15 protein-coding genes and 1 riboswitch are annotated in these 18,713 nt (G+C 60.8%); of the genes, 2 read left to right on the plus strand and 13 right to left on the minus strand.

Annotated features, from left to right (window positions below; translation table 11 throughout):
- Positions 1-445: 445 nt before the first annotated feature.
- The 10 genes from PseAD21_RS10015 to PseAD21_RS10060 all read right to left on the minus strand — a co-directional run bounded on the left by PseAD21_RS10015 (position 446) and on the right by PseAD21_RS10060 (position 11,143).
- Positions 446-1,156: a membrane integrity-associated transporter subunit PqiC gene (locus PseAD21_RS10015; protein ID WP_102355533.1), complete on the minus strand. Its 711-nt coding sequence runs from the start codon at positions 1,154-1,156 to the stop codon at positions 446-448.
- A gap of 186 nt (positions 1,157-1,342) precedes the next feature.
- Entirely contained in the window at positions 1,343-3,607 is a 2,265-nt protein-coding gene (gene parC, locus PseAD21_RS10020) for a DNA topoisomerase IV subunit A (RefSeq protein WP_102355534.1), read from the minus strand.
- 7 nt (positions 3,608-3,614) lie between these two features.
- Positions 3,615-4,139: a TIGR02281 family clan AA aspartic protease gene (locus PseAD21_RS10025; RefSeq protein ID WP_102355535.1), complete on the minus strand. Its 525-nt coding sequence runs from the start codon at positions 4,137-4,139 to the stop codon at positions 3,615-3,617.
- 2 nt (positions 4,140-4,141) lie between these two features.
- Positions 4,142-5,140 carry an esterase-like activity of phytase family protein gene (locus PseAD21_RS10030; RefSeq protein WP_178082117.1) on the minus strand — a complete coding sequence of 333 codons (999 nt, stop codon included), beginning with the start codon at positions 5,138-5,140 and terminating at the stop codon, positions 4,142-4,144.
- A 323-nt stretch (positions 5,141-5,463) separates the two neighbouring features.
- Positions 5,464-6,453 carry an esterase-like activity of phytase family protein gene (locus PseAD21_RS10035; RefSeq protein WP_102355537.1) on the minus strand — a complete coding sequence of 330 codons (990 nt, stop codon included), beginning with the start codon at positions 6,451-6,453 and terminating at the stop codon, positions 5,464-5,466.
- Positions 6,453-8,360 carry a DNA topoisomerase IV subunit B gene (gene parE / locus PseAD21_RS10040; RefSeq protein WP_102355538.1) on the minus strand — a complete coding sequence of 636 codons (1,908 nt, stop codon included), beginning with the start codon at positions 8,358-8,360 and terminating at the stop codon, positions 6,453-6,455. Before parE ends, PseAD21_RS10035 begins: the two co-directional genes overlap by 1 nt.
- A 42-nt stretch (positions 8,361-8,402) precedes the next feature.
- On the minus strand, positions 8,403-9,011 hold the full coding sequence (locus PseAD21_RS10045; protein WP_102355539.1) for a YqiA/YcfP family alpha/beta fold hydrolase: 609 nt from the start codon (positions 9,009-9,011) through the stop codon (positions 8,403-8,405).
- Between the two features lie 156 nt (positions 9,012-9,167).
- The gene (gene cpdA / locus PseAD21_RS10050) at positions 9,168-9,983 is read right to left on the minus strand and encodes a 3',5'-cyclic-AMP phosphodiesterase (protein WP_102355540.1); all 816 of its coding nucleotides are present in this window, start codon (positions 9,981-9,983) and stop codon (positions 9,168-9,170) included.
- A gap of 99 nt (positions 9,984-10,082) precedes the next feature.
- Entirely contained in the window at positions 10,083-10,535 is a 453-nt protein-coding gene (locus PseAD21_RS10055) for a DUF1249 domain-containing protein (protein WP_007967395.1), read from the minus strand.
- Positions 10,526-11,143, minus strand: coding sequence for an NUDIX domain-containing protein (locus PseAD21_RS10060; protein ID WP_102355541.1), 618 nt, complete (start codon positions 11,141-11,143; stop codon positions 10,526-10,528). The genes PseAD21_RS10055 and PseAD21_RS10060 overlap by 10 nt, the downstream gene beginning before the upstream one ends.
- Before the next feature lie 228 nt (positions 11,144-11,371).
- On the opposite strand from PseAD21_RS10060, the gene PseAD21_RS10065 reads away from it, so the two are divergent.
- A complete protein-coding gene (locus tag PseAD21_RS10065) occupies positions 11,372-12,118 on the plus strand; it encodes an RsiV family protein (RefSeq protein WP_102355542.1) in 747 nt (248 codons plus the stop codon).
- On the opposite strand, the gene cytX is transcribed toward PseAD21_RS10065, so the two are convergent.
- The gene (gene cytX, locus PseAD21_RS10070; protein WP_102355543.1) at positions 12,087-13,379 is read right to left on the minus strand and encodes a putative hydroxymethylpyrimidine transporter CytX; all 1,293 of its coding nucleotides are present in this window, start codon (positions 13,377-13,379) and stop codon (positions 12,087-12,089) included. The two genes, PseAD21_RS10065 and cytX, sit on opposite strands and share 32 nt — an antisense overlap.
- Positions 13,380-13,459: 80 nt before the next feature.
- Positions 13,460-15,352: a phosphomethylpyrimidine synthase ThiC gene (gene thiC, locus PseAD21_RS10075; protein WP_102355544.1), complete on the minus strand. Its 1,893-nt coding sequence runs from the start codon at positions 15,350-15,352 to the stop codon at positions 13,460-13,462.
- A gap of 145 nt (positions 15,353-15,497) precedes the next feature.
- A riboswitch (TPP riboswitch) is annotated at positions 15,498-15,603 on the minus strand.
- Between the two features lie 206 nt (positions 15,604-15,809).
- On the opposite strand from thiC, the gene PseAD21_RS10080 reads away from it, so the two are divergent.
- The gene (locus PseAD21_RS10080; protein WP_102355545.1) at positions 15,810-17,243 is read left to right on the plus strand and encodes a TolC family outer membrane protein; all 1,434 of its coding nucleotides are present in this window, start codon (positions 15,810-15,812) and stop codon (positions 17,241-17,243) included.
- A 185-nt stretch (positions 17,244-17,428) separates the two neighbouring features.
- Here PseAD21_RS10080 and waaA read toward each other — a convergent pair whose 3' ends face one another.
- Positions 17,429-18,703, minus strand: a complete 1,275-nt coding sequence (gene waaA, locus PseAD21_RS10085; protein ID WP_102355546.1) for a lipid IV(A) 3-deoxy-D-manno-octulosonic acid transferase — start codon at positions 18,701-18,703, stop codon at positions 17,429-17,431.
- Between the last annotated feature and the right edge of the window lie 10 nt (positions 18,704-18,713).

Below are 18,713 nucleotides of genomic sequence, written 5' to 3' on the forward strand. Positions count from 1 at the left end.
GAAGAGGCCAGCCCATACAATGCGGATCTTCAACTGCTGCATCGGTTGTGCGACGCTCATCACTTCCCCGTGGGAGCGAGCCTGCTCGCGAAGAGGCCAGCCCACACAATGCGGATCTTCAACTGCTGCATCGGTTGTACGACGCTCATCACTTCCCCGTGGGAGCGAGCCTGCTCGCGAAGAGGCCAGCCCACACAATGCGGATCTTCAACTGCTGCATCGGTTGTACGACGCTCATCACTTCCCCGTGGGAGCGAGCCTGCTCGCGAAGAGGCCAGCCCACACAATGCGGATCTTCAACTGCTGCATCGGTTGTGCGACGCTCATCACTTCCCCGTGGGAGCGGGCTTGCTCGCGAAGAGGCCAGCTGTCATACCGTAGATCTCCAGCCCCCAGACACAACAAAGCCCGCACAAGGCGGGCTTTGTTTTGACTCAAATCAGACTCAGAAGCGGAACACTTCCATGTCGGTGCGAATCGGCGAAGCCATCGGGATCTTCGGCTGCTTCCCGGATTCCGCTGCCGGCGCTGCCGGTTTTGGCGCCGCTTTACGCGGTGCTTCGGCTACCGGAGGCTGGTTGGCCAATGGTTTAAGCGCCACCGACAGTTGCTCGGCCAGACGTTGCAGCAGAATGCCTTGTGCCTGAACCTGCGAAGCCGTCGTGCCAGCGTGCAGCTCTTGCAGATGGACGATGCGGTTATCGCGCACCTGACCACGGCGGTCGATCAGGCGCCATTGCGCATCGAGAATCGCCGGTTGCTTCTCACCGGAGTCCAGACGCGTGATGGTCAGCAATACCTGCACATCCGGGGTAAACCCCAAGGTGGCCGGCGCCAATACCACACGCTGGCTGTCGAGATGACCGGCAACCTGACGCATTAGCAATTGATCAATATCCGACGAAAGGCTGCCCGCCCAGCGACCGTCGGTCGAGGCTTGCAGGCTGCCGTCCGGTTGACGTTGCAGCAGGGTTTCACGTTGCAGGTAATCAGCGATGACTACCGGGCCCAACAAAACCGCCATACCTGTGCTTTGCGCAGGCTGAGCCGGACTTCCGCTGTCCAGCTGATACAGCGACACCGGCTGGTGAACGCTGCAACCCGCCAGGCCAAGAACGCCGGCGAGCAGGAAAATAAGGGGGCGCAGAGAAGTCATCATCCCGTCCAGGTGGCCGCCACAAGGCTGACCACAGTGAAAATACTCAATAAATATGAAGAACGCTCGGCCACGCCGGCGCTTGGAAAGGCCATATCATCCGTGAATATGCGTTCCGACTCCAGCGCCAAAGCGTCGATCTACGCGTTAAATCGTAGATCGACGCCTCTAGATGGGCGTTTTCGCCTAATTGAGGTTTTCGACGAGCAGCGCATCGACCCGCTGGAAGCCACGTGGAAGCTTGTTACCACGCCGTCCGCGCTCACCTTTGTAGTGTTCGAGGTCTTCAGCTTTCAGTTTATATGGACGTTTGCCTGCTTGCAGGATCAACGTAGCCCCCGCGGGGATAACAGCGATGTCCGTGACAAACTCTTCACGGCTGGCGACACGGTCACCCGGGACACCGATGATCTTGTTGCCCTTGCCCTTCGCCAACTGCGGTAAATCGCTGATATTGAAGACCAGCATCCGCCCCTCGCTTGTCACGGCGGCAAGCAAGTCGTTCTCGCGATCAGTCACCGGACGCGGCGTGATGACCTTGGCGTTGTTCGGCAGGCTCAACAGGGCTTTACCAGCCTTGTTCTTGGCTTGCAGGTCTTCGCCTTTGACCACGAAGCCGTAACCGGCATCGGAGGCGATCACGTATAGCGCATCGTCTTCCGGCATCAGCACGCATTCGAACGTGGCACCCGGTGGCGGCGTCAGACGGCCGGTCAACGGCTCGCCCTGGCCCCGGGCCGACGGCAACGTGTGCGCGGCGACCGAGTAGCTGCGACCCGTGGAGTCAATCACCACGGCAGACTGATTGGAACGCCCCGCCGCCGAGGTCTTGAAGCCGTCGCCAGCCTTGTACGACAGGCCGGTAGCGTCGATCTCGTGGCCCTTGGCCGAACGGATCCAGCCTTTTTCCGACAGTACGACGGTGACTTTCTCGTTCGGCAGCAGATCGTGTTCGGTCAGCGCTTTGGCCTCAGCGCGCTCGACGATTGGCGAGCGGCGGTCATCGCCATAGGTTTCAGCGTCTTTCAACAGCTCGGTGCGCACCAGCTTCTTCAGCTTGGCTTCGCTGCCCAACAGCGCTTGCAGCTTGGCTTGTTCCTTGAGCAGTTCATCCTGCTCGTCGCGCAGCTTCATCTCTTCCAGTCGCGCCAACTGACGCAGACGGGTGTCGAGGATGTAGTCGGCCTGGATCTCGCTGAGGGCGAAACGCTCGATCAGCTTGGCTTTCGGGTGCTCTTCGGTACGGATGATGTGGATCACTTCATCCAGGTTGAGATAAGCGATCAGCAAACCGTCCAACAGGTGCAGGCGGCGCTCGACCTTGTCGAGGCGGAATTGCAGGCGGCGACGCACGGTCAGCACGCGGAACTCCAGCCATTCGACCAGCAACGCACGCAGGTTTTTCAGTTGCGGCTTGCCGTCCAGACCGATGATGTTGACGTTGACCCGGTAGGTCGACTCCAGTTCGGTGCTGGCGAACAGGTGCTGCATCAGCGCTTCGTGATCGACGCGGCTGTTGACCGGAATGATCACGATGCGGCACGGGTTTTCGTGGTCGGATTCGTCACGCAGATCGGCGATCTGCGGCGCTTTCGACGGTTTGGCCTGCATCAGCGCAGCAATCTGCTCCAGCACCTTGGCCCCGGAAACCTGATGCGGCAGCGCAGTGACGATGATGTCGCCGTCCTCGACGTGGTACACAGCGCGCATGCGCACCGAGCCCTTGCCGGTTTCGTAAATTTTCAGCAGGTCGGCGCGCGGGGTGATGATTTCCGCTTCGGTCGGATAGTCCGGGCCTTGAATGTGTTCGCAGAGCTGCTCGACCGTGGCTTTCGGCTCATCGAGCAGGCGCACACAGGCAGTGGCGACTTCGCGCAGGTTGTGCGGCGGTACGTCGGTGGCCATGCCCACGGCGATACCGGTGGTGCCGTTGAGCAGGATATTCGGCAAACGTGCCGGCAGCACCAGCGGTTCCTGCAGGGTGCCGTCGAAGTTCGGGCCCCAGTCGGCAGTACCCTGACCCAGTTCGCTGAGCAGCACTTCGGAATAACGCGACAGCCGCGCTTCGGTGTAACGCATGGCGGCGAAAGACTTCGGATCGTCCGGCGCACCCCAGTTGCCCTGGCCGTCGACCAGCGTGTAGCGATAGCTGAACGGCTGGGCCATCAGCACCATCGCTTCGTAGCACGCCGAGTCACCGTGCGGGTGGAACTTGCCGAGCACGTCACCGACGGTACGCGCCGATTTCTTGTGCTTGGAATCGGCGTCCAGCCCCAGCTCGCTCATGGCGTAGACGATACGCCGCTGTACGGGTTTCAAGCCGTCGCCGATATGCGGCAAAGCACGGTCCATGATCACGTACATGGAGTAGTTGAGGTAGGCATTTTCGGTGAAGTCAGCCAGCGAGCGGCGTTCTACACCGTCCAGGCTGAGATCAAGGGAGTCGCTCATGCGGGCCTCATCGGTTCGTTGTCTGGCGCAGCAGCATGGTGCCACCGCGCTGGGTAAATTCAAGTTTATTCAGGGCGCTCATGCCGAGCAGCACCTGATCGCCATGCAGCCCCGGCGCGACCAATGCGCGGACGTCCCGCAGCACAATGTCGCCCAGTTGCAGGCGGTCGATCTTTGTCCGGTAGCCCTGGCTCAGGCCGTTGGCCGTGCTCAGGGTCACACCGAAACCTTCTTCCAGTTTCAAGCGCTGGGCCAGATCCGCCGGGATCGCCACATCGGTGGCACCGGTGTCGAGCATGAACTCCACCGGCTCACCGTTGATCTGGCCGCTGGCGACAAAATGCCCTTGGGCATTGCCGGCCAGCTTCACTTCGATAAATCCTTCGCCCTGCTCCGAACTGACCACCACGTTCGGATTCTGCTGGCGTTGCTCCCACTGGCCGAAAAACCGTGTGGCCAGAAACAGCGCTGCGCACCAGGCCAAAATCATAAAAATCCGCCCGGCGCGCTTGCCCGGTGGTTGTTCACTCATGCTCATTGACTCCAGCCACCCTCAGGCGCTGCAAAGCGCCACACAATTGGGCGAGACTCGCCATCGGCACGGGTTGCAAAATTGTTGTCGACGCCAATCCACGCGCCTTGCGCGTCGATCAGCAACGCCTCGGTCAATCCGTGTTCGGAGGCATATTGACGATTCGGAACCAGTGCATCCGCAGCGAATGACCAGCAGCGCTCCTGTTTACCCGTCAACATTTCATGTCGACAGATTTTGAAAGCGTTGCGATCCAGCAGAAACAGCTTGTCATTGAATAGAGCAATATCCGAAAAATCCCGCTCTACCGGTTTGGAACCTGGAAATTGTGGTGGCTGCGGCGCCAGCCCTCCCTCGGTCATCACCACACAATCGGAAGCGCAATACCATGTGTAATAAATGGGCGTAATACGCCGCTCGATTTTTACCAACCCTCTTTTTTGCCGCTCAGCAGCCAGCCAGATTTCAGTGCTCGCAACACCCGTAATCACCAATCCTTCAAACAGCGCATTGGCGTGCGCCAACAACCCGGCTTCCCTCGCCTTCGTCAACATCCTCGGCGAGATGGTCAGCCAGACCAAGGCTCCATTTGTCGAGACCTTGAGAATGGCTGAATACGTTTCACTGAGAACGTAAAGATTCCGGGCAGCGTCGCAGGTGATCCCTTCAAAGTCCAACGCACCGTTTCCCGCAAGCGACCTGAAAAAGCTCTGGGTTTTCATGGCCAAGGTCCGACCGGGATCTTCAGGCACCGGTGGAACATTAATCAAAACAGCCTCGGCCTTCCACACCTTGCCTTGCGTATCGAGCCTGTAGATCCGATCATCATCTCGATCCGACACCGTCCACAACTGCTCGCCACACTTGGCCAGCCCGGACAGATTACCTCCGCGCATCCCATCAACCGGATGCTCTGAAAGCATCCGCAGCTCAGGGTCGGCGGCCAATCCCTGTGCACTCCAGACAAGCAAAAAACCCGCAATAAAGAGGTTGAGTTTCATCATTGAATCTCCCGCAGTCGGCGTTTCAAGTTTCCCCGAGCCTTGCACGACATGTCGGAATTCAACGACCACACAACTCTCTCGACAGCATTGCCTCAGAGCTTCATTGCCTGCTCACCATGGCTCGGACCTCAACCACCGGCCAGCACACATCATCCAGCGCGCCTCATCAATGGCACGCTGTTCATAACCAGCCCGATTGAGCCACCTCAGACGTGCTCAACAATAACCGGGCGATCGTTCCCAATTGAAGTATTGCAGCAGTTTCCTGATCTGCTCGCAGATCGGCGAAAACCCTTGCGCAATACTCCGACACAGCACGGCTAAGGCTGGGCGCTCCAGCCACCATCAGGTGCGGCGAAGCGCCAGACAATCGGGCGTTTCTCGCCGTCAGCGCGGGCACCATCATTGTTGTCGAGGCCGATCCAGGCGCCGTCGGCGTCCACCACCAGCGCTTCCGCCAAACCGAAGGCCTGTGAATAACGTCGCTGCGGCTGCAAGGCCTCCTCGGCGAACGACCAACAACGTTCGACTTTGGCCGTCACCGCATCGCGGCGGCAGATCTGGTACGCGTTACGCTCCAGCGTGAACAGCTTGCCGTTGAACAACGCCAGATCGGCGAAGTCGCGCGTCACCACCCGGGCATTGGGAAACTGCGGCGGCTGCATCTCGACCCCGTCTTCGCTGAACAGCACACAGCCGCCGTCGCAATCCCAGACCGTTTGCTGGCGCTTGATCTTCAGCAGGCCACGGCGCTCGCGCTCGGCAGCCAGCCATATTTCATCGCCCGCCGGGTTGACCGTCAGGCCTTCGAACAAGGCGTTGAAGTGCAGCAACATGCCACTGGCTCGTGCTTCACGGACCAGCATCGGCGAGATTTTCAGCCACGACGCCGTGCCTTGCGGCGATACCTGCAATACGGCTGCATGGGCTTCGCTGACGATGTAGCGATTGCCCGCGTTGTCGCACGTGATGCCTTCGAAATCCAGATCACCGCCACGCACGAACTGCGCTGCCCACGTCCGCACGCGCAAGCCCCAAGGCAATCCGCTGTCTGGCAATGACGGCACGTCGACACGCACCGTTTCGGCCTGCCAGACCTGATCACGGGTGTCGAGACGATAGATCTGGTCATCGTCACGGTCAGAGACCGTCCACAGATCTTTACCGCACATCGCCAGCCCCGACAGGTTGCCGCCGCGCATGCCGTCAACCGGATGTTCGGACAGTAACTTCAACTCTGGTGCAGGCTCCGCCGACACCGTCATCGCACTCAGTAGCAACGCACTCGCCAATACCCAGCCAAACCGCATCAGGCCAGCACCTCGGCCAGGTTGCCCTTGGATTCGAGCCAGGTCTTGCGGTCACCGGCGCGTTTCTTCGCCAGCAGCATGTCCATCATTTCCGAGGTTTCGGCAAAATCTTCGCCCAGCGTCAGTTGCACCAGACGACGGGTATTCGGGTCCATGGTGGTCTCACGCAGCTGTGGCGGGTTCATTTCGCCCAGGCCTTTGAATCGGGTGACCTGTGGTTTGCCACGCTTCTTCTCGGCCACCAGACGGTCGAGAATACCGTCGCGCTCGGCTTCGTCGAGGGCGTAGTAGATCTCTTTGCCGAGATCGATGCGGTACAGCGGCGGCATCGCCACGTAGACGTGACCGGCGTCCACCAGCGGGCGGAAATGCTGGACGAACAACGCGCACAGCAGCGTGGCGATGTGCAGACCGTCGGAGTCGGCGTCGGCGAGGATGCAGATTTTGCCGTAGCGCAGCTGGCTCATGTCTGCCGCACCCGGATCAACCCCGATGGCCACGGCGATGTTGTGCACTTCCTGGCTGGCGAGCACTTCGCTGCCGTCGACTTCCCAGGTGTTGAGGATCTTGCCGCGCAAGGGCAGGATTGCCTGGAATTCCTTGTCCCGCGCTTGCTTGGCGGAACCACCGGCGGAATCACCTTCGACCAGGAACAGCTCCGAACGCATCGGGTCCTGACCCGCGCAGTCAGCCAGTTTGCCCGGCAGCGCAGGGCCTTGGGTGACGCGCTTGCGCTCGACTTTCTTGCTCGCCTTGAGGCGGCGACCGGCGTTGTTGATCGCCAGTTCGGCCAGCGCCAGACCGGTTTCCGGGTTGGCGTTGAGCCACAGGCTGAAGGCGTCCTTGACCACACCTGAGACAAACGCCGCCGCTTCGCGGGATGACAGACGCTCTTTGGTCTGGCCGGAGAATTGCGGCTCCTGCATTTTCATCGACAGCACGAAAGCGATGCGCTCCCAGACGTCTTCCGGCGCCAGCTTCACGCCGCGCGGCAGCAGGCTGCGGAATTCGCAGAACTCGCGCATCGCATCGAGCAGGCCCTGACGCAAACCATTGACGTGGGTACCGCCCTGCTGCGTCGGGATCAGGTTGACGTAGCTTTCCTGCACCGCGTCGCCACCTTCCGGCAGCCACAGCAGCGCCCAGTCGACCGCTTCTTTATTGCCGGCCAGGCTGCCGCAGAACGGCTCCTCCGGCAGGCGTTCGAATTCGCTGACCGCGTCCACCAGATAGGAGCGCAGGCCGTCTTCGTAATGCCACTCGACTTTCTCGCCGGTACCTTTGTCTTCGAAGCTGACCAGCAGCCCCGGGCACAGCACAGCCTTGGCCTTGAGCACGTGCTTGAGGCGGCTGATGGAGAATTTCGGTGAGTCGAAGTATTTCGGGTCCGGCGCGAAGTACACGCTGGTACCGGTGTTGCGCTTGCCGACGGTACCGACGATTTCCAGCTCGGTGGCCTTGAAGCCATCGTTGAAGGTCATCTGGTATTCGTTGCCGTCACGTTTTACACGCACCCGGACTTCGGTCGACAAGGCGTTGACCACAGAAATACCCACCCCGTGCAGACCGCCGGAGAACTGGTAGTTCTTGTTGGAAAACTTGCCGCCCGCATGCAGTTTGGTGAGGATCAGCTCGACACCCGACACGCCCTCTTCCGGGTGAATGTCGACCGGCATGCCGCGACCGTCGTCGCTGACTTCCAGCGAGTGATCGGCGTGCAGGATCACCTGCACCGATTTGGCGTGGCCGGCCAGGGCTTCATCGACACTGTTGTCGATGACTTCCTGGGCCAGGTGGTTCGGCCGACTGGTGTCGGTGTACATGCCGGGGCGTTTACGCACCGGGTCGAGGCCCGAGAGGACTTCGATGGCGTCGGCGTTATAAGAGCTAGCGCTGGGAGTGGCCATAGGGTCTCGTCGTCAGTGATTCAATGAAAAAGGGGCAAGACATCACAGTGCGGTGAAATCGATTGCCTGATACAAATCGGCGCCAATGCCGGCAAAACTCAGCAACGCCGGCAATTGCCCGGCAAAACCCTGGAAACTATGGTCGCCGCCGGCCTGAATGCGCAAGGCACAGGCCCGGTAGTACTGCTGGGCGAGGCGATAATCCAGTGTTTCATCGCCGGTCTGCAACCACACCTGATAGCGCTGCGCATCCACGGGGGCCGGCACTTCCAGTTCGGCCAGGGCCGTCACGTGGTCGTGGGTCAGTTCCCAGGTTTCATCGGTATACAGGTTTTTCTGCGGGCCAAGGTATCCGTCGAACATCCGGTGCGGGCTGACCGCCGGGTTGACCAGCAGGGCTTTCAGGCCATGGCGCTCGGCAAGGTGAGTCGCATAGTAGCCGCCGAGTGAGCTTCCCACCAGCAATGGGCTGTCCAGCTCGGCGATTGCCTGCTCCAGCTGACCGATGGCTTCGCGCGGGTGGTGGTGCAGCGCCGGGATACGCAACTTGTCGCTCAAACCCAGCCGCTCCATCACCGCGACCAGCTGACAGGCTTTTTTCGAGGCCGGGGCGCTGTTGAAACCGTGGATATAGAGGATCGAACCGGACATTTGAGCTCCCTGAGTGTCGGCGAAAGATAGCGGAGTTTACAGGGAGTCAGGGAGATCGTGGGTGTTTGTGCGGACGCCTTCGCGAGCAGGCTCGCTCCGACAGTTGATCGCATTCCCCTGGGAGTGAGCCTGCTCGCGATGGCCGCAACGCGGTCTTCAATAACCGTTGGAGCCGTAATCGACGGTGAACTCGAAGTCGGTAACTCGCTCGACGCCAGTCTCCAGCCGTCCATCCGGCAACAGCCGCAACCAGCGATACCCCGGGGCCTGTTCGCCGACCTTGAAGTCGTGACTGTTCGGCTCGAACTGAATGCAGGTCGAAGGCGAAGCCATCAGCCGTACGCCGTTGCGCTCTCGGTCAATTTCCTGATGCACATGCCCCCACAGCACCGCGCGCGCCTGCGGGAAGCGGTCCAGCACGTCGAAGAATGCTTCGGGATTGCGCAAGCCGATCGGCTCCGCCCAGGCACAACCCACCGGTACCGGATGATGGTGGAAACACACCAGATGATGGCGTTCCGGCGCCTCGCTCAGCGAACGGGCGAGCAACTGCAATTGATCGTCCTGCAGATAACCGGGCACGGAGCCCGGCACCGCCGAGTCGAGCAAGGTCACGCGCCAGTTGCCGACATCGACCACTGACTCCAGCAATGCACTTTGCACTGCGGCCTGAGCCATGATTTGCGGCTCATCGTGATTGCCGGGAATCCAGCGCGCCGGCGCATCGATCTGTGCCGTCATTTCACGAAACTGTTGATACGACTCCAGCGTGCCATCCTGGGAAAGGTCACCCGTGGCCAGAATCAAGTCGATCCGAGGTTGCTGCCTGAGCACCTGTTCGATGACCTTTTGCAGGCTCTCGCGGGTGTTCATGCCCAGCAGCGTACCGTCCGCCTCGGCGAACAGGTGACTGTCGGATAGCTGCACCAGCAACGCCGGATCGGCGGTGGTCAATGTGGATACGCTCGGCAAGGCGTTCTCCCAGGGCAAAAGCACGGAATCGGTTGAGTGCCGCAATTATGCTGGGGGAAGACGCAAAGGGGAAACCGGCGAACCGGACGCAGTTCACAACTAGCGTACGACTTCGTACTCGTGCCCCAAAGCCAGACAATGGCTCAGCCATTCCCCCAGGAACAGATTGAGCTGGGCCTTTTCATCCGGCTGATGCATCGCGGCGTTCGGGTAAGGATAGATGCCGCGAAAGCGTCGTGCATGCTCGGCGCTGATCACCTCGGCCATGCGCGCGTCGTGATAGACCTGCACTTCCAGTTGCGGCACCGGCAGCCACGGCAGGCTGTGCTCCTGACGCACCTGCAAAGTGGTGGTGTATGGGCAGGTCTGCAGCACTTCGAGAGCCAGCACGCCGAGCATCTGCTCGCCCTGGGTCACGGCAATGCGCCGCGCCTCCGGGTCGTTGCGCATGTCCGGGACCAGTCGCATCAGGCGCGCGTAGTTGGCCTCGCAGGCGGCTTGCAGCCCCGCAAGGTCAACTCGATAACGATCGCGCAGCTTGTTTACGACCATAACCCCCTCACTTCGGCGCGGTTGAGCGCCAGCCATTGCAAGGCGATGATGCTCGCCGCGTTGGCAATGCGTCCGTCACGGACGGCCTGCAAGGCATCTTCGAAGGCCCAGACCGTGACGCGGATATCTTCTGCTTCTTCCTCCAGCCCATGCAGGCCGCCTACGCCTTCGGTGCTGCAACGCCCCAGAAACAAATGCACGAATTCGTTGCTGCCACCCGGTGACGGGAAATATTTGGTCATCGGCCACAGGGCCTTGATGTCCAGTCCAGCTTCCTCCTGCGCCTCGCGGTGAGCAACCTCTTCCGGCACTTCTTCTTTGTCGATCAGACCGGCGACCAGCTCTACCAGCCACGGGTTGTCGGTCTTGCCCATGGCGCCGACGCGAAACTGCTCGATCAACACCACTTCGTCGCGCTGCGGATCGTAGGGCAGCATGCACACGGCATCGTGACGCACGAAGACTTCGCGGTTGATTTCGCGACTCATGCCGCCGGCGAACAGTTCATGGCGCAAGTGCAAACGGTCGAGCTTGTAGAAGCCCTCGTAGCAGCGCTCGCGCTTTACGACATCGACGGTGGCCGGAGTGGCGTTGGCAAAATCAGTCATGAGCATCCTCTTTACTGCAAATCCAATACGAGGTTCCGTTTTGTTACTTGCAACCTCGACTTCGCGCCATCCTAACGCGCCGCTGATGATTGATGCAGCCCCTTTACCGTCAGCGGGATGGACGGTGGAGGCGAAACCCACTCTAATTAGCTTAGTGGCGAACTGACTGCTTCGGCGAGAGTCGAAGCGGATAACTTTTTGCCTTCCCCTGTTTCAGAAAGGACGCCCATGTCGCTTTTCAAAATTGCCTCCGTGGCCGCCATCGCCCTGACCCTGGGCGCCTGCGCCAACCTGTTCCAACCCAACTACCGTGCGCCGCTGGAAACCACCCGCGACGCGTCGGAAACCCTGAAACCCGGCTGTTCCAACCCTGACTGTCCGCTGGTGAATATCGATACCGTGCACTTCGCGGCCGAACCTGCGCTGGACGGCATTATCGAAAAACGCCTGCTGCAAATGACCCGCACCGAGGCGAATGCGCCGGTGGCACCGACGCTGGCGGCTTATCGTGAACAGTTCCTGCAAACGGCCGGCCCGCGCAACAGCAGCTATTTGCAGGCCAAGGTACGCGAGCAGCATGACGGCTTGGTGATCATCGAGCTGTCGAGCTACCTCGATACCGGCGGCGCCCACGGCACCCCCGGTCGTGGCTTCATCAACTATTCGCGCCAGCAGCATAAAGTGCTGAACCTGTCGGATATGTTGCTGCCGGGTCAGGAAGAGGCGTTCTGGAAGGCTGCGCAAGTCGCGCACAACAGCTGGCTGATCAGCACCAAGCTTGATCAGGAAGCCGACTTCGTGAAGAACTGGCCGTTCGTGAAAACCCCGAACGTGGCGCTGACCTACGGCGGCGTGATCCTCAAGTACGACGTGAGCACCCTCGCGCCTTACGCGCTGGGCCACGTCGAACTGAAGATTCCTTACCCGCGTCTGAACGGCATCATCAAACCCGAGCTGTTTCCGGGCCGTAACTGAAGGCTCGACCGAGCACCAGTTGCAACAGCCCTGCCAGCACCAGTGCCGGCAGGGTCGCGCCGATGTCCGGATACAGATTCGCCAGCAAGTGGTAGGTGCTGATCCCGCCCAGCCACGCCAGCAGCGCCGGCCAGCGCAATGCGGCTGAGGCCACCTGAGCGCTGCGTTTGCGCAGGATGAAGTGATCCACCAGCACCACGCCGAACAGCGGCGCGAACACCGAACCGATCAACAGCAGGAAGTTCTGGTACTGCGCCAGTGGCGCCAACAACGCGATCAGGGTGCAGATCACGCCGATGGCCAAGGCCAGATGCTCGACCTTCAAGCGCAACAGAATCGCGCTCGACACCGCTGCCGAATGAATGTCGGCGAAAGCGTTTTCCGACTCATCCAACAGAATCAGCAACAGCGGAATCCCCAGGCCGGCACCGGCCAAGGCCAACAGCAGCGCGTTGACTTCACCGCTCGGGGCGAACGCCAGGGTGTAGGCCACGCCGAGGCTCATCAGCCAGAAATTGCCGATGAAGAAACCAATGGCCGTGCCACCGAAGACATTCTTCGCGCGCTTGCCGAATCGCGAGTAGTCGGCAATCAGCGGCAACCACGACAGCGGCATCGCGATGGCAATGTCAAAACCCACGGCGAACGGCATCGAACCGTCACCTGTGCGCGCCCACAGTGCAGCCAGATCAGCCTTGGCGAACAGGTTCCACGTCAGCCAGATGCACGCGGCCAGAATCAGCCAGATGCCCCATTTGCGCAGGATCTTGCGCACGAACGTCAGCGGCCCGCTGACCGCGAGCAAAGTCGCCAGTGCACCGAAACACAAGGTCCACAGCATCGGACTGGCCCATAGCGAACCTTCGCTGAACGCGCGGGTACCGAGCAGGCTGGCGGCGTCGCGCATGACGATGATTTCGAACGAGCCCCAACCGATCAGTTGCAGCAAATTGAGCAGCGCCGGCAGGCTCGCGCCTTTGCTGCCCAGGCTCAGCTTGAGGGCCGCCATTGATGACAGGCCGGTGTCGCTGCCAATCACGCCAACGGCGGCCAACAGCAGCACGCCCACCAGCGTGCCGAGAAAAATCGCCAGCAACGAACCCGACAGGCCCAGACCTGGCGCCAGCAATGCGCCGGTCTGCAGAACCATCAGGCCGATGCCAAGGGAAAACCACAGGGAAAACAGATCGCGACCGCCGAATACACGCTTGTCGGCGGGGACGGCGAGGTCGGGGGAATAGGTGCCGGGTTGAATGCTCAAGGGTGTTATCTCAGAGGGACATTTTTGTTGTGTAGTGATCGTTCCCACGCTCTGCGTGGGAACGATCAGTGAGAACCGGATCAGACTTTTTTGTAAAGCTGACTGCCTTCCTTCTTGAACCGCTCGGCTTGTTCCGCCAGGCCTTGGGCGACGTCCACGTCGACCGCGTCGATCCGCTGGTTGGCCGCGTACTCGCGGACTTCCTGGGTGATCTTCATCGAGCAGAATTTCGGCCCGCACATCGAACAGAAGTGCGCGACCTTGGCCGAGTCCTTCGGCAGGGTTTCATCGTGATACGAACGCGCGGTGTCCGGATCGAGACCAAGGTTGAACTGGTCCTCCCAACGGAATTCGAAACGCGCCTTGCTCAAGGCGTTGTCACGAATCTGCGCGCCCGGATGGCCCTTCGCAAGGTCCGCTGCGTGAGCAGCGATCTTGTAGGTGATGATCCCGGTTTTCACGTCATCCTTGTTCGGCAGCCCCAAGTGTTCCTTCGGCGTCACGTAGCAGAGCATTGCGCAACCGAACCAGCCGATCATCGCCGCACCAATACCGGAAGTGATGTGGTCGTAGCCCGGTGCGATGTCAGTGGTCAGCGGGCCGAGGGTGTAGAACGGCGCCTCGTCGCAGCACTCCAGCTGCTTGTCCATGTTCTCTTTGATCAACTGCATCGGCACGTGGCCCGGGCCTTCGATCATGCACTGCACGTCGTGCTTCCAGGCGATCTTGGTCAGCTCGCCGAGGGTTTCCAGTTCGCCGAATTGCGCTTCGTCGTTGGCGTCGGCAATAGAGCCCGGACGCAGGCCGTCGCCCAGCGAGAAGCTGACGTCGTAGGCCTTCATGATTTCGCAGATTTCGTCGAAGTGGGTGTAGAGGAAGTTCTCTTTGTGGTGCGCCAGGCACCACTTGGCCATGATCGAACCACCACGGGAAACGATACCGGTCACGCGTTTGGCGGTCAGCGGCACGTAGCGCAGCAGTACGCCGGCGTGAATGGTGAAGTAGTCGACGCCCTGCTCGGCCTGCTCGATCAGCGTGTCGCGGAACAGCTCCCAGGTCAGGTCTTCGGCGACGCCGTTAACTTTTTCCAGGGCCTGATAGATCGGCACAGTACCGATCGGCACCGGCGAGTTGCGGATGATCCACTCGCGGGTTTCGTGAATGTGTTTGCCGGTGGACAAATCCATCACGGTGTCCGAACCCCAGCGAATGCCCCAGGTCAGTTTCGCCACCTCTTCTTCGATGGACGAACCCAGCGCGCTGTTACCGATATTGCCGTTGATCTTCACCAGGAAGTTACGGCCGATGATCATCGGTTCCAGTTCAACGTGGTTGATGTTGGCCGGGATGATCGCGCGACCACGGGCGATTTCTTCGCGGACGAATTCAGCGGTGATTTCTTTCGGGATGCTCGCGCCGAAGCTGTGGCCGGCGTGCTGCTGGTCCAACAGGCCGGCAGCGCGGGCCTCTTGCAGCTTCATGTTTTCGCGGATGGCGACGTATTCCATCTCGGCGGTGATGATGCCTTTGCGCGCGTAGTGCATCTGGCTGACGTTGGCCCCGGCCTTGGCGCGGCGCGGGTTGTTGACGTGGGCAAAGCGCAGCTTGGTCAGTTCCGGGTCGGCGAGGCGTTCCTGGCCAAAGTTCGAACTCAAACCTGGCAGGCGCTCGGTGTCGCCACGGTCGTCGATCCACGCCGAACGCACATCGCCCAGGCCTTTGCGCACATCGATCACCACGTTCGGATCGGTGTACGGGCCCGAGGTGTCATACACGGTGACCGGCGCGTTGATTTCGCCGCCGAAGTCGGTCGGGGTCACGTCCAGGGTGATTTCGCGCATCGGCACGCGGATGTCCGGGCGCGAGCCCTGAACGTAGACTTTTTGCGAACGGGTGAACGGCTTGACCGATTGCTCGTCGACCTTGGCCGAGTCACTCAGGTTGATCGCGTTTTTTGATTTTGTAGTCGTCATCACGGGCTCTCCAGACAGCATCCAGGCATGGATTGTCGGAGCAGAACCTGAAAGGCACGGACGCACCAGGACTGGTGCTGTGCATCGTCGTCGAGCGTTCGATTGTCGAACAATATCCCGGACGAAGCACAAGAGGACTCGCCGGGTGACGAGAAATCTTGTTCCCTACGCAGGCGCTAACCTGATCAGGTTCAACGGGATCCGAAATTATTCGATCTCAGCCTCATAGCAAGGCACCCCGACAAGAACCCGGCCAGTCTAGACACAACCGGCAAAGAACGCCAACACCGCAGCAGCCACCATGATGAATGGCGCAAATACAGAGGCGAGACGGATTGTTGCGATGCGAATGCGCAACTACACTCGCTTTGCCCCGTAACGCCTTGACGCTAAACGGGACGCGCCGTAGCCTTGGCGCGAAGATTATTTCCATAATATTAATGCTAGGGATCGCCTCATGCTGCGCAAACTTTCACTGGCTGTGGCCGTGTCTTGTGCGTCCACCGCAATGGCCTGGGCAGCAGAAGCGCCCTTGTCGACCAAGACCGATCTGGTCAGCGTCTATCAGGAAGCCGTCGACAACAACGCCGATCTGGCCGCCGCCCGCGCCCAGTACGGTGCGCAGAAAGAGGTCGTGCCACAGGCCCGTGCCGGGCTGCTGCCGAACCTGTCCGGCGGTGCCGAAACAGCCAACGTGCGCACCTCCATCGACCAGCCTTCGGCCATCGCCAATCGCAGCGCGCATTCCTATCAGGCGACCCTCGCCCAGCCGCTGTTTCGCGCCGATCGCTGGTTCCAGTACCAGGCCGCCAAGGACGTCAACGAGCAAGCCGCGCTGCAACTTTCGGCCACCGAACAGAACCTGATCCTGCAATCGGCGCAAGACTACTTCAACGTGCTGCGCAGCCAGGACAACCTCGCGTCGACCAAGGCCGAAGAGGCCGCGTTCAAGCGTCAGCTCGACCAGTCCAACGAACGCTTCGACGTGGGCCTGTCGGACAAGACCGACGTGCTGCAATCGCAAGCCAGTTACGACACCGCGCGCGCCAACCGGATCGTTGCCCAGCGTCAGGTCGACGATGCCTTCGAAGCGCTGATCACCCTGACCAACCGTCAGTACAACTCGATTCAGGGCATCGTGCACACACTGCCGATCCTGCCGCCAACGCCGAATGACGCCAAGGCCTGGGTCGACACCGCCGCCAGACAGAACCTCAATCTGCTGGCGAGCAACTTTGCCGTCAGCTCTGCCGAACAGACCCTGAAGCAGCGCAAGGCCGGCCACTTGCCGACCCTCGACGCCGTGGCCAAATACGAAAAAGGTGACAACGACGCCCTCGGTTTCGCCAACCCGAACGCGTTCGGTACCCCGTACAGTGGCAACGTCGAGCAGAGTACGGTGGGCCTGCAACTGAGCATCCCGATCTACAGCGGCGGACTGACCAGCTCGCAAGTGCGCCAGTCCTACGCGCAACTCGATCAGAGCGAGCAACAGCGCGAATCGCTGCGCCGGCAGATCGTGGAAAACACCCGCAACCTGCACCGCGCGGTGAACACCGATGTCGAGCAGGTGCAGGCGCGCCGCCAGTCAATCATCTCCAACCAGAGCGCAGTGGAAGCCACAGAAATCGGTTACCAGGTGGGTACGCGCAATATCGTCGACGTGCTCGACGCCCAGCGCCAGCTGTACACCTCGGTGCGCAACTACAACAACACCCGCTATGACTACATTCTCGACAACCTGCGTTTGAAGCAGGCAGCGGGGACGTTGAATCCGGGGGACCTGGAAGATCTGCGGCGTTATCTGAAAGCCGACTACAACCCGGACAAGGATTTCCTGCCGCCGGATCTGGCCCAGGCAGCGGAAGCGCAGCTCAAGGCGCGACCGTAAACACTCTGGATAAATCCCCTGTGGCGAGGGGATTTATCCACGACGGGTTGCGTAGCAGCCCCAAAACCATTCACCGGGTTGATTCAGTCAGATAGGGCAAGCAGGGCTTACGACTGCTGCGCAGCCGATCGGGGATAAATCCCCTCGCCACAGAGATCTCCTCTGTTCAGACAGTTCCGTATGCCTTAGCGAATCAGCCGGCCCAGTCCATCCAGCAAACGCTGCAACGCGCCCTGATTGCGGCGCATCACCGCCAGCCCGGCCTCGGCCATGCGCTGCGCATCACGCGGCAATTCGAACAGTCGCTGCACTTCCACCGCCAGCCCTTCGGCATCATCCACTTGCGCCAACGCACCGGCTTCGCGCAACTGCGCGGCGATGTCGAGGAAGTTGAACAGGTGCGGGCCACAGATCACCGGTTTTGCCAGTGCCGCAGGTTCCAGCAGGTTATGTCCGCCATTCGGCACCAGGCTACCGCCAACGAAAGCACTGTCGGCCAGGGCATAGAGAAACAGCAACTCACCCATGGTGTCGCCGAGCAACACCGAGGTATCCGTCTCGACGCTGGCGCCGGTCGAACGGCGCACCGTGGCAAAGCCTTCGCGCTGGCACAGTTCAAACACCGAGTTGAAACGCTCAGGATGCCGCGGGACCAGAATCAGTAGCGCGTTCGGGTAGTTCGCCAGCAGCCGACGATGGGCGTTGAGCACCACTTCGTCCTCACCCTCGTGGGTGCTGGCGGCGATCCACACCGGGCGTTCCAGCGCCTGCCATTGGCCGCGCAACTCACTGGCGCGCTGCAGCAGTTGCGGGTCGATGGTCAGGTCGAACTTGATCGAACCGGTGACCTCGACCGTCTCCGGGCGTGCGCCCAGATCGCGGAAGCGCTGGGCTTCGGCTTCGGTCTGCACCGCGAACAAACTCATTTCGGCGAGCATCGGCGCGGTCAGCTTGCTGAAGCGGCCATAACCCCGAGCCGAACGTTCGGACAATCGGCCGTTGGCCAGCGCCACCGGGATCCCGCGTCTGGCGCACTGATGAATGTGGTTGGGCCACAGTTCGGTTTCCATGATCACTGCCAGTTTCGGCCGTGCCCGATCAAGGAAGCGCGCCGCAGCACACGGCAAGTCGTACGGCAGATAGCAATGCTGGATTCGCGGCTCGTGGGCGAACAGCGCCTGAATCCGCTCCGAACCGGTCGGGGTCATGCAGGTCACGGTGATCGGCAGCTGTGGATAACGTTGCAGCAAGGCACGGATCATCGGCGCGGCGGCGATGCTTTCGCCCACTGACACCGCGTGCACCCAGATCCCACCGGGTTGCAGTGACGGCATGCCGTAGGAGAAGCGCTCTCCAATCCGCTTGGCATACGCCGGGGCCTTGCGCGAGCGCAGCCACAGCCGAATCGCCACCAATGGCAGCCCCAGGTAAAACAGCACGGTGTAGAGAGTTCTATTCATGGCGGCGGAG

It is taken from the genome of Pseudomonas sp. AD21 (assembly GCF_002878485.1).
Classification (GTDB): domain Bacteria; phylum Pseudomonadota; class Gammaproteobacteria; order Pseudomonadales; family Pseudomonadaceae; genus Aquipseudomonas.

Excerpts from the sequence above, each read along its gene's own strand:
- PseAD21_RS10015 (WP_102355533.1), bottom strand. The coding sequence starts at position 1,156 with ATGACTTCTCTGCGCCCCCTTATTTTCCTGCTCGCCGGCGTTCTTGGC.
- parC (WP_102355534.1), bottom strand. The coding sequence starts at position 3,607 with ATGAGCGACTCCCTTGATCTCAGCCTGGACGGTGTAGAACGCCGCTCG.
- PseAD21_RS10025 (WP_102355535.1), bottom strand. The coding sequence starts at position 4,139 with ATGAGTGAACAACCACCGGGCAAGCGCGCCGGGCGGATTTTTATGATT.
- PseAD21_RS10030 (WP_178082117.1), bottom strand. The coding sequence starts at position 5,140 with ATGAAACTCAACCTCTTTATTGCGGGTTTTTTGCTTGTCTGGAGTGCA.
- PseAD21_RS10035 (WP_102355537.1), bottom strand. The coding sequence starts at position 6,453 with ATGCGGTTTGGCTGGGTATTGGCGAGTGCGTTGCTACTGAGTGCGATG.
- parE (WP_102355538.1), bottom strand. The coding sequence starts at position 8,360 with ATGGCCACTCCCAGCGCTAGCTCTTATAACGCCGACGCCATCGAAGTC.
- PseAD21_RS10045 (WP_102355539.1), bottom strand. The coding sequence starts at position 9,011 with ATGTCCGGTTCGATCCTCTATATCCACGGTTTCAACAGCGCCCCGGCC.
- PseAD21_RS10055 (WP_007967395.1), bottom strand. The coding sequence starts at position 10,535 with ATGGTCGTAAACAAGCTGCGCGATCGTTATCGAGTTGACCTTGCGGGG.
- PseAD21_RS10060 (WP_102355541.1), bottom strand. The coding sequence starts at position 11,143 with ATGACTGATTTTGCCAACGCCACTCCGGCCACCGTCGATGTCGTAAAG.
- PseAD21_RS10065 (WP_102355542.1), top strand. The coding sequence starts at position 11,372 with ATGTCGCTTTTCAAAATTGCCTCCGTGGCCGCCATCGCCCTGACCCTG.
- thiC (WP_102355544.1), bottom strand. The coding sequence starts at position 15,352 with ATGACGACTACAAAATCAAAAAACGCGATCAACCTGAGTGACTCGGCC.
- PseAD21_RS10080 (WP_102355545.1), top strand. The coding sequence starts at position 15,810 with ATGCTGCGCAAACTTTCACTGGCTGTGGCCGTGTCTTGTGCGTCCACC.
- waaA (WP_102355546.1), bottom strand. The coding sequence starts at position 18,703 with ATGAATAGAACTCTCTACACCGTGCTGTTTTACCTGGGGCTGCCATTG.